Below are 289 nucleotides of genomic sequence, written 5' to 3'. Positions count from 1 at the left end.
ACACCTACTGGCTCGACTTACATCGGCTACTTTTTAACCACTTTCCGGCGTTCAGACACACTTCCCCCTTTCCCCCATTGCTTCGGGCCGGGGGCGCCCGAGCAGTCAGTTAGGAACCAACCGCCTGACGAGATCGGATAGCGCCGTTTTATAGGGGTAGCTGTCACTCATGAGTACTCGGATTCGACGCGTATTGCGGATGATGACCGCGCCTACTTTGATGAGCTTGAGCCTCAGGTTGCTCGGACTCATGCGCGCGAAGGGCGTGTGCTTCAGATAAGTCCGTAAC

Annotated in this window: 1 protein-coding gene; it reads right to left on the bottom strand. The window is 56.1% G+C overall.

What is annotated here, in order from left to right; genetic code table 11:
• Positions 1-105: 105 nt before the first annotated feature.
• Positions 106-289 (bottom strand): transposase (locus tag ACT3TJ_RS18105; protein ID WP_444666150.1); only part of this gene is annotated, 184 nt, incomplete at its 5' end.

It is taken from the genome of Halomonas sp. AOP30-A1-24 (assembly GCF_052378165.1).
GTDB classification, from domain to species: domain Bacteria; phylum Pseudomonadota; class Gammaproteobacteria; order Pseudomonadales; family Halomonadaceae; genus Vreelandella; species Vreelandella citrativorans.
This window is presented reverse-complemented; position numbering and strand designations above follow the sequence as displayed.